Source organism: Alistipes sp. CHKCI003, from assembly GCF_900021155.1.
GTDB classification, from domain to species: Bacteria; Bacteroidota; Bacteroidia; order Bacteroidales; family Rikenellaceae; genus Alistipes; species Alistipes excrementavium.
Genome location: NZ_FCNT01000041.1, coordinates 1 through 8,749 on the forward strand (window position 1 = coordinate 1; position 8,749 = coordinate 8,749).

8 protein-coding genes are annotated in these 8,749 nt (G+C 61.7%); 3 read left to right on the forward strand and 5 right to left on the reverse strand.

Annotation, left to right across the window (positions count from 1 at the left end; all coding sequences use genetic code 11):
* Positions 1 to 560 precede the first annotated feature (560 nt).
* Positions 561 to 1,079, reverse strand: a complete 519-nt coding sequence (locus tag BN3659_RS05050) for a DUF456 domain-containing protein (RefSeq protein WP_091535085.1) — start codon at positions 1,077 to 1,079, stop codon at positions 561 to 563.
* Positions 1,080 to 1,631: 552 nt separating this feature from the next.
* On the opposite strand from BN3659_RS05050, the gene BN3659_RS05055 reads away from it, so the two are divergent.
* Positions 1,632 to 2,273: a peroxiredoxin family protein gene (locus BN3659_RS05055; protein ID WP_171847706.1), complete on the forward strand. Its 642-nt coding sequence runs from the start codon at positions 1,632 to 1,634 to the stop codon at positions 2,271 to 2,273.
* A 200-nt stretch (positions 2,274 to 2,473) separates the two neighbouring features.
* On the opposite strand, the gene panD is transcribed toward BN3659_RS05055, so the two are convergent.
* Both panD and panC read right to left on the reverse strand, forming a co-directional pair.
* Complete coding sequence (gene panD, locus BN3659_RS05060) at positions 2,474 to 2,833, reverse strand: aspartate 1-decarboxylase (protein WP_091535088.1); 360 nt, start codon at positions 2,831 to 2,833, stop codon at positions 2,474 to 2,476.
* Positions 2,833 to 3,669 carry a pantoate--beta-alanine ligase gene (gene panC / locus BN3659_RS05065; protein ID WP_091535090.1) on the reverse strand — a complete coding sequence of 279 codons (837 nt, stop codon included), beginning with the start codon at positions 3,667 to 3,669 and terminating at the stop codon, positions 2,833 to 2,835. The genes panD and panC overlap by 1 nt, the downstream gene beginning before the upstream one ends.
* A 743-nt stretch (positions 3,670 to 4,412) precedes the next feature.
* On the opposite strand from panC, the gene BN3659_RS05070 reads away from it, so the two are divergent.
* Together BN3659_RS05070 and BN3659_RS05075 are read left to right on the forward strand one after the other, a co-directional pair.
* A complete protein-coding gene (locus tag BN3659_RS05070) occupies positions 4,413 to 4,724 on the forward strand; it encodes a hypothetical protein (protein WP_091535091.1) in 312 nt (103 codons plus the stop codon).
* A gap of 499 nt (positions 4,725 to 5,223) precedes the next feature.
* A complete protein-coding gene (locus BN3659_RS05075; protein WP_091535093.1) occupies positions 5,224 to 7,212 on the forward strand; it encodes a dipeptidyl-peptidase 3 family protein in 1,989 nt (662 codons plus the stop codon).
* Positions 7,213 to 7,369: 157 nt separating this feature from the next.
* Here the strand turns inward: BN3659_RS05075 and BN3659_RS05080 are convergent, their stop codons facing one another.
* Together BN3659_RS05080 and BN3659_RS13655 are read right to left on the reverse strand one after the other, a co-directional pair.
* Positions 7,370 to 7,906: a PH domain-containing protein gene (locus BN3659_RS05080; protein WP_091535094.1), complete on the reverse strand. Its 537-nt coding sequence runs from the start codon at positions 7,904 to 7,906 to the stop codon at positions 7,370 to 7,372.
* A gap of 10 nt (positions 7,907 to 7,916) precedes the next feature.
* Positions 7,917 to 8,749 (reverse strand): IspD/TarI family cytidylyltransferase (locus tag BN3659_RS13655; protein ID WP_171847708.1); only part of this gene is annotated, 833 nt, incomplete at its 5' end.

Sequence of the window (8,749 nt, forward strand, 5' to 3'; positions counted from 1 at the left end):
GGTTATGCAGCGGGTCCGGAGGCGCATGCGGCGGAATCGGTGCCGATGCGTCCGTTTTTCGGCCGAGTGTGAGGACCGGCGATGCGTGGACATTCGTTGATCTGCTTTTTTCGGGGAGCGGATGCTCGATCCGAGCGCCGGAGAGCGAGACGGTCCGATTGTTCGCCGCTCGCCTGCGTCGGGCGCTGGGGAGGTCGGGTTGCCGGACCGACGGCACGGATAACCGTGCGAGGGGCGTTCGGTTCGCTCCGGTCGCAAGTTGGAAGCAGGTGGCTGACGGGCGATCGGAGGGCGGGATATTGCGGTAATGTTTGTTGGCTGCGTGTTTTTTCGCGTAGCTTCCCTTTGTCCGGGCCTGTCCGAACTTGTCCGGAGGACCGATACGAGCCTGTGATGTCGTGCGGTCGGTGGCTGCGTATGCGTGAGGGGGGGGGAGTTTCCGACATGGTCGGACGACATGCGCTCCGTCTCCGTACCGGAGGCGGATATGTGCGGCGATCGGAATGCGGGGATGGTCCTGATTGCGCGCGGCGAATCGCTCGTCCGGCCGGAGCGGCACGCTATCCGAAGAGCGAGACGGTCCAGTCCCGCAGCGGCGGCCATGTATCGGCGACTACATGGACGAACATTCCGACGCAGACCACCAGTTTGATGCCTGTGCCCACGGCGAAGGCGACGAACGAACCCAGACCGCTGCGGAACGCACGGCCGGAGTTCGTGCGGTCGTGGATCAGTTCGCCGGCCACGGCTCCGAAGAACGGGCACAGGATGAGGCTTGCGACCGAGAAGAAAAAGAACATCCCCACCACGAGGCCGATCGTAGCGCCGATCTCGCCGGCGCGCGATCCGCCCATGAGCCGCGTCATGTAGGCCGGCAGGAAGTAGTCGGCCACGGAGACGACGATCGTGGCGGCGAGCCACAGCACGACGGCCGTTCCGGACATCGAGGAGTAGGAGCATCCGTAGGCGCAGAGCAGGCCTGCGAAACTCAGTGCCGGTCCGGGCAGCAGAGGCGCCACGCACCCGACGATGCCGAGCAGCGAAAGCAGAAAGGCGGCTATGGAGAGGAATATGTCCATGATTCGATCCGATTGGAAGGGCAAAGATACCGTGCATGCGGCATCATTCCAAATCCAGCACGCTTTTTTCCTCGGGATTCGCGTTGCTTCCCGTTTCTTTGCATTCCGTCCTGTTCCGTCCTGTCCGGTTCTGTTTCGCTCTGTTTTGTCTTGTCCTGTCTCTGTTTCTGTTTCTGTTCTTGTTCCTGTTCCTGTTCCGTCCTGTTCTATTTCTGTCCCGTTCTGTTCCGGTAACTCTGCTGCTTCTGTCCGATTGGGGCCGAATCGACGATTCTCTCCGCAATCCGGGCGATTGCGGAGGGAGGACGCCGGCGGGGGCGGTTGTGGAGGAGGGTGCATCATGTTTCGGGCGACCGTTTTCGACCGCACGTTTCGGGCTGTCTGCCCGGGCGTTGCGAGCGTGTGGCGGATGCGTGCGTGTGCGGGCGTCTTTTCCCGGTCGTGGATGGTGCGTTGTGCGGCGATCGGCCCGTTCCGGAACTTGCGGCCGCGGCGTGTGTGTGGGCGATGTGTGTGCCGGAATATCGGAAAAATTTTCGTAAGTTTGTTCCCATGATGCGTTTGATCCGAATAACTTGCGGTCCGACCGGCGACCGTGTCGCCAGCCGGACCGCGGAAAACCGTGCGATCGCCGGCCGTCTCGCAGGGACGGTGTATGCGATGGCTCGCCGTGCGGTGAAACGGGCGCTCGTGCTGTCGGTCGGTCTGGCCGGAGCCTGTATCAGCGAGGAGGAGCCCGGAGCGGCTTCGCGCGTACAGGCGGGGGATGCGGCCCCCGACTTCACGGTCGAGCTGTTCGACGGCGGAACAGTGCGCCTTTCGGATTTGCGCGGCAATGTCGTGTTGTTGACCTTCTTTTCGTCGTGGTGTCCCGAGTGCCGGGCGGAGCTGGCAGTCATGCCGGTCGAGGTGCTGGAGCGTTTCGCCGATCGTGCGTTCGTGTCGCTCGCCGTCTCGCGCGGCGAGAGCAGGGAGGAATTGGCGGCTTTCCGCGAGGAGTCGGGCCTCCGATTCCCTATGGGACTCGATCCCGACGGTGCGATCTTCGGGCTGTATGCCGAGCAGACCGTGCCGCGCAATTACCTGTTGGATGCCGACGGATGTGTCGTGGCGCTTTCGTCCGGTTACGATGCGGACGGATTCGAAACGATGTTGCGCAGGGCCGAAAGGATGCTTTCGAACGGCTTCCAATAGAGAACCGTGCCGTGAGAGCGCCGTTGTCCCGGATCGCCGGAGGGGAACCGCTTTTCCGGCTCGGCATGGCTCGAACGGCATTCGGTTCTGCGGCCGGCATGCCGGAAACGCTTCCCCTGATTTTTAGGGGTGTTTTCGTGAGGCGATGTCCGGGTCGCTCCCGAGTGCGCCCGGGATGCCGAAGACGCGCGCCGATGCTCTTACCGGATCAGCCGGTTGGTCGCCGTGTCGGGAAAGACGATCCACGGCTTGAACTGCTTGGCGTCTTCGAAATCCAGCAGCGCGTAGGAGGCGATGATCACTACGTCGCCCACCTGTACCTTGCGGGCTGCGGCTCCGTTGAGGCAGATGCATCCGCTGCCGCGTTCGCCCCGGATGATGTAGGTCTCGAAACGCTCGCCGTTGTTGATGTCGAGGATCTGGACCTTCTCGCCTTCGATCATGTTCGCAGCCTCCATGAGCGCCTCGTCGATGGTGATGCTGCCCACGTAGTTCAGGTTCGCCTGCGTAACGGTTACGCGGTGGATCTTGGACTTGATTACTTCGATCTGAAATTTCATTATCGGATACGTATGTTGTCGATTAAGCGCACGGAGCCGGCCTGTACGGCGATGCAGCCCTGAATGCGGGGCGATTCGTCCCACGTGCGCACCTCCTGCATCGTCCGGGCGTCCACCGTCTGAAAATAGATCACTTTCAGGTGCGGATCGCGTTCCACTTCGGCCGTAACCCATGCTTTCAGTTCGGCGGGCGACATCGAGTGCGACTTTTCGACGCCGGCCCGGAGCGAAGCGTAGATGTGAGGTGCGGCGGCGCGGTGCTCCGCATCGAGCAGCGTGTTGCGCGACGAGAGGGCCAGACCGTCGTCGCCGCGGACGATGGGGCACTCCACGATCTCGACCGGCAGTCCGAGCTGAGCGACCATCGCCCTGATGACGGCGATCTGCTGGAAGTCCTTCTCGCCGAAGTAGGCGCGCGCGGGGCGCACGATGTCGAACAGACGGCTGACGACCTGCGCCACGCCGTTGAAATGGCCCGGCCGCGTAGCGCCTTCCATCACTTTGTCGATCTGTCCGAAGTCGAACACGCGCGTATCGGGTTCGGGGTAGATCTCCTCGACCGATGGCATCAGCACGAAGTCCGCACCGGCCTCTTCGAGCAGACGGGCATCGGCTTCCGGCGTACGGGGATAGCGCCCGAGGTCGTTTTTATCGTTGAACTGCGTGGGGTTGACGAAGACGCTCACCGCCACCGTGTCGTTCTCTCGGCGGGCGCGTTCCACGAGCGAGCGGTGTCCCGCATGCAGGGCGCCCATCGTCGGAACGAATCCGAGGGCCGACTGCTCCCGCCCGTCGAGCGCAGCGCGAAGTTCCTTTACCGTATGGAATATTTTCATTGCGAAATGCTGCTTTCCGTTCAGCGCGGCAAAGTTAGAAATTAGAAAAGATATAACGAAGGAAAATCGGATAAAAAGCGCCGCGGGTAGGAAAAACGGTTCGGAACCGCTTGTCGTGCGGTGGGGCGGGTGAGGCGTTCGAACGGGCGGAGGCGGTAATGCGGGGAGGTGCGGTGCGGGTTGCGTATGACGTGCTAAGTTGTACGATTGCAGGCTTTTGATAGGGTTTTGCGTCTGTCCGAGACGATATTGTTCGGATTTTTCCTGCGAAAAATTTGCGGGGGGGGGAATTTCTTATTTTCGCATCGTTGCAACACGAACTGTCGGGAACACCCGCCCCTCCCCGGCGGCGGGCGGCTTCCGTACCCGTTTTGTGGAACGGCTCCTCCGAAGCCCGGGAGACTCGAACCGATAATGACGATGAAAAAACTTTTGCTTCTGACCGCGGCCGTGGCCGCCATGCACTTTACCGCAGGAGCGCAGCCGCTCGAATGGGGCGTTCACGCCGGCCTGAATCTGGCTTGTGAACGTGCGAGCGCCACGGGCGGAGCGGTTGCGGCGAACTCGCAACCGCAGTTTCAGGCGGGCTTCACGCTTTCGACGCGCGTGGCGCGTGCCGTGCCGCTCTATTTTCGGACCGGACTGGATTTTACGGGGCGCGGCGGCGAGAGCGACGGCGCGACGGACAACCTCTATTATCTGCAGCTGCCTCTTGCGTTGAGCGCCGGATCGACTGCGGCCGCATGGTTTCGATTCGCCCCGAGGTCGGCTTCTACTATGCGCTGGGGCTGTTCGCCAATGCGAAGGCGGAGGGTGTCGTGCTGGAGTACGAAGGCCGCAGGTTCGACTATTTCAATACCAAAGTCGAGGGGCGGAAAGCCTTGAAACGCTCGGATCTGGGATTGCGCTTCGGGGTCGATGCAGTGCTGAAACGGCATTACGGCATCGGCATCGGTTACGATCAGGGATTGCTGAATATCAATAAGAATCTCTATGAGAGCGATGTCAAACTCCGGAACGGCGTCTTCTACATCCGTCTGAGTTACGACCTCTGATCTCGGGATGCCGGTCCGAGGACGGTTCGCCGCGGCAAACCCGCGGCGAACCGTGTATTCGGCGCGGCTCTCCGTACCCGGTATGCGCTCTGCCCGCTCGCACAGCGTCCGCATGCCGGGTTAGAGCGGATTATGCCCGATGTTACGCAGCAAATTTACGCCGACGTCCGTTCCGTGTCGTGCCCCTCGCTGTCCCGCGCCGTCCTGTGCTGCATGCTGGAGAGCTGTCTCGTGCCGGCCTTCCGGCGTCGGTTCCGCGTATTCGCTCCGCGACCGTCCGCAATCCGGAGGACGGCCGCCGGCATGACGGGTGCGCCGAAACGTCGGCGTCTTTGCGGCGAACGTTTTTTTCATTATATTTGTTCCCGGATAAACGCGCGCTCGGACAGAGGCCGTCTCGGCATGACCCCGTACGGTTTGCTCCCGAAACCGGGCTGCACTGTCCTTGCACACCGAAATGAACCCGAACGATATGGAAAAAATCGTTACAATCGCATCTATGGCACTTTTTACCGCTGCTTCGAGCTCCTGCGCCGACGAGCCGCAGACGGCTCCGTGGATCGTCGACCGCTTCGACGACATCAAGGTGATCCGTTACGAGGTCCCGGGCTTCGCCGAGCTTCCGCTCGACGAGAAGGAGCTCGTCTACTATCTGGCCGAGGCCGCGAAGTGCGGCCGCGACATCCTCTACGACCAGAATTGCAAGTACAATCTGCCCGTGCGCCGCACGCTCGAAACGGTCTACGAGAACTATGCGGGCGACCGCGAATGCGCCGAGTGGAAAGCGCTCGAAAAGTACCTGAAAAAGGTCTGGTTCGCCAACGGCATCCATCATCACTATTCGAACGACAAGTTCGTGCCCGAATTCACCGAGGGCTATCTGCTCGACGTCATCGAGACCATTCCCGAGGAGCGGTTCGGCGAGTTGAATACGCTGCGCCGCGAAGTCTGCACGGCCATCTTCGATCCGGAGGTCTGCCCCAAGCGGCTCGATCAGACCGCCGGCGTGGATATGATCGCCGCATCGGGCAGCAACTACTACGAGGGGGTTACGCAGGCCGAAGCCGAGAAGTTCTATGCCGACATGGCCGATCCCCGCGATCCCGAGCCGGTCTCCTACGGGCTCAACTCGAAGCTGGTGAAACAGGCCGACGGGACGATCGCCGAGCGCGTCTGGCGCGTAGGCGGGATGTACTCGCCTGCCATCGAACGCATCGTCTACTGGCTCGAAAAGGCTGCGGAAGTGGCGAAAGAGCCGCAGAAAACGACTATCGCGCATCTCATTACCTATTATAAAACGGGCGATCTGCGCGAGTTCGACCGCTACAACATCCATTGGGTGAAGGATACGCTTTCGAACGTCGATTTCGTCAACGGCTTCATCGAAGACTACGGCGATCCGCTGGGCCGCAAAGCGTCGTGGGAGGCCAACGTGAACTTCATGGACCGTGAAGCATGCCGCCGCACGGAGATCATTTCGGAGAATGCGCAGTGGTTCGAGGACCACTCGCCCGTGGCGCCGGAGTACAGGAAAAAACAGGTGAAGGGCGTGTCGGCCAAGGTCATCACCGTGGCGATGCTGGGCGGCGACTGCTATCCCTCGACGCCGATCGGCATCAACCTGCCCAATGCCGACTGGATCCGCAAAGAGTACGGATCGAAGTCGGTTACGATCGACAACATCACCTATGCCTACAAACAGGCGGCGCTGGGCAACGGCTTCCTCGAAGAGTTCATGCTGCGGCCCGAGGACCGTGCACGCATCGAGCAGTACGGCAAACTGGGCGACGATCTGCATACCGATCTGCACGAGTGTCTGGGCCACGGTTCGGGACAGTTGGCGCCCGGCGTGAAGGGCGGTGAACTGAAGAGCTACGGCTCGACGCTCGAAGAGGCTCGCGCCGACCTCTTCGCGCTCTACTATCTGGGCGATCCGAAACTCGTCGAACTGGGAGTCGTACCGTCGATGGATGTGGCCAAGGCGCAGTACGCCAACTACATCATGAACGGTCTGATGACGCAGCTCGCGCGTATCGAACCGGGCAAGAACGTCGAGGAGGCGCACATGCGCAACCGCAAACTCATCGCCGAGTGGTGCTTCGAGCGCGGCAAAGACGACCGTGTGATCGAGTGGGTCGAGGAGGCCGGCAAGACCTATGTGGTGGTCAACGATTTCGACCGGCTCCGCACGCTCTTCGGACGGATGCTCCGCGAGGTGCAGCGCATCAAGTCGGAGGGCGACTACGAAGCGGGTGCGGCGCTCGTCGAGCAGTACGGCGTGCAGGTCGATCCGGAGCTCCACCGCGAGGTCCGCGAACGCTACGATGCGCTCGGCATCGAACCTTACGGCGGGTTCGTGAATCCCGAGTTCGAACTCGTGGAGCAGGACGGCCGGGTGGCGGATGTGAAGATCGTCTATCCCTGCGATTACACGCAGCAGATGCTCGGCTATTCGCGCGACTATTCGTTCCTGCCGAATGTGAACTGACCGGGCGGCCGGACCGCGTTTCGCGGAAACGTGGCCGATCGCCGGATTCGAGCTTGGAATTTCGGGACCGCTCGGCGGGCCTTCGAAAATAAGAAGCACCCCTGACGGAGTCCGTTTCGTCGGGGGTGAGATTTTTGATGCCGGACCGGCTCCGCGTTCATTCTTTCGGTACGTCGGTCGCTTCCGTGTCGAACCCTTTGACGCCGTGCGGGGCGAGCTGGGCGACCAATCGGTCGGCGTCGGCGCATGAAACATAGAGCCGCTCCTCGTAAATATCGGTGATTTCCACGAAGTTGCGCCATTCGGACGCATAGATGCGCACCCGGTCGAAATCCTTGAGGTCAAGGTAGTGGCCGTAATAGCCGAAGAATCCGCAGCCGCCGAACAGGGGAAGCATCCACTTCATCTCACGAGGCGGAACGCGGCGCACGGAGGCGATTTCGCTGAGGCGGAGCTCGGTGATGTCGAGCAGACAGCGAACCTCGATCCTGTCGTCCGTTACCACGATCTTGCGGGGGATCGAGAGCGACATGAGGGCGACGACAGCCGCCACGAACGATGTGAACCATGCCGAGAGATAACCTCCTTCGTAGAGGTGGTAGAGCAGTCCGCCCAGCAGTGCGAAGAAAACGATGTAGATAGCCGTCCAATAGAGGGTTCGTCGTCCGAACCGGTATTTGTAAATCGTCTCCATGATTCGTGTCTTATCGGATCGCTCCGGCGCCGCCGCCGAAAAAATCGTCGTCGGGGGCGGAGCCGGATGTTTCGGCCCCTGTCGCCGTCGGGAGGTCGGCTGACGTTTCGGCCGGATGCGGGGCGCTCGTCCTGTACTGCGACGTTCTGCTCGTATGTGCGACCGGATGTGCTGCGCCGCTGTTCGATAGCTGCTCCGATGCCGTCTTATCGGCCGGATGCACCGTCGGTGTTGCCGTTTGCTCCGGTTCCGCCGGTTTGGCCGCCCGGCCTGCCGGAACGGTTGTCTTTTCCGGCCCTCTGTTTCCGGATGCCGGTTTGCGGGCTGCCGCACCGGCATATCCGGCGGACGTGTTTTGTTGCATGGCGGTATCCGCTGTGCTTGTATCCTGCGCGACGGTACTCCCTGCAGGCGTGTCCCGCAGAAAGCCGGTCTGCACGGCAGACGCCGTCCGGTCGTCGGAACGTATCGGTTCGCCGTTCGCTGCGGCTTCGCCGGGCATCACGTCCGTTTCGTTCGGCTTCTCGTCCGCATTGGCCGGTTGTCCGCCCGTTTCGTCCCGCTCGTCGTCCGCCGCGAGGAGCGCTTCGGCCAGTACGAGGTCTTCGGGAGCGGTGATCTTGAAATTGCGGCGTTCGCCCTCGCAGAGGAAGACCGGATGGCCGGCGTGTTCCACGACCGAGGCGTCGTCCGTAAAGGCCGGCGAAAATTCCGTTTCGTAGGCTCTGCGCAATAAGGCCGCTTCGAAAACCTGCGGCGTTTGCACGGCACGCAGCCGGCTGCGGTCTGTCGGCCGGGATGCTGTTCCGTCCGTCTCGCGGAACGAATCGGCGGAGACGAAAG

Coding starts and splice junctions, on each gene's coding strand:
- BN3659_RS05050 (WP_091535085.1), bottom strand. CDS start 1,079: ATGGACATATTCCTCTCCATAGCCGCCTTTCTGCTTTCGCTGCTCGGC.
- BN3659_RS05055 (WP_171847706.1), top strand. CDS start 1,632: ATGATGCGTTTGATCCGAATAACTTGCGGTCCGACCGGCGACCGTGTC.
- panD (WP_091535088.1), bottom strand. CDS start 2,833: ATGAAATTTCAGATCGAAGTAATCAAGTCCAAGATCCACCGCGTAACC.
- panC (WP_091535090.1), bottom strand. CDS start 3,669: ATGAAAATATTCCATACGGTAAAGGAACTTCGCGCTGCGCTCGACGGG.
- BN3659_RS05070 (WP_091535091.1), top strand. CDS start 4,413: ATGGTTTCGATTCGCCCCGAGGTCGGCTTCTACTATGCGCTGGGGCTG.
- BN3659_RS05075 (WP_091535093.1), top strand. CDS start 5,224: ATGGCACTTTTTACCGCTGCTTCGAGCTCCTGCGCCGACGAGCCGCAG.
- BN3659_RS05080 (WP_091535094.1), bottom strand. CDS start 7,906: ATGGAGACGATTTACAAATACCGGTTCGGACGACGAACCCTCTATTGG.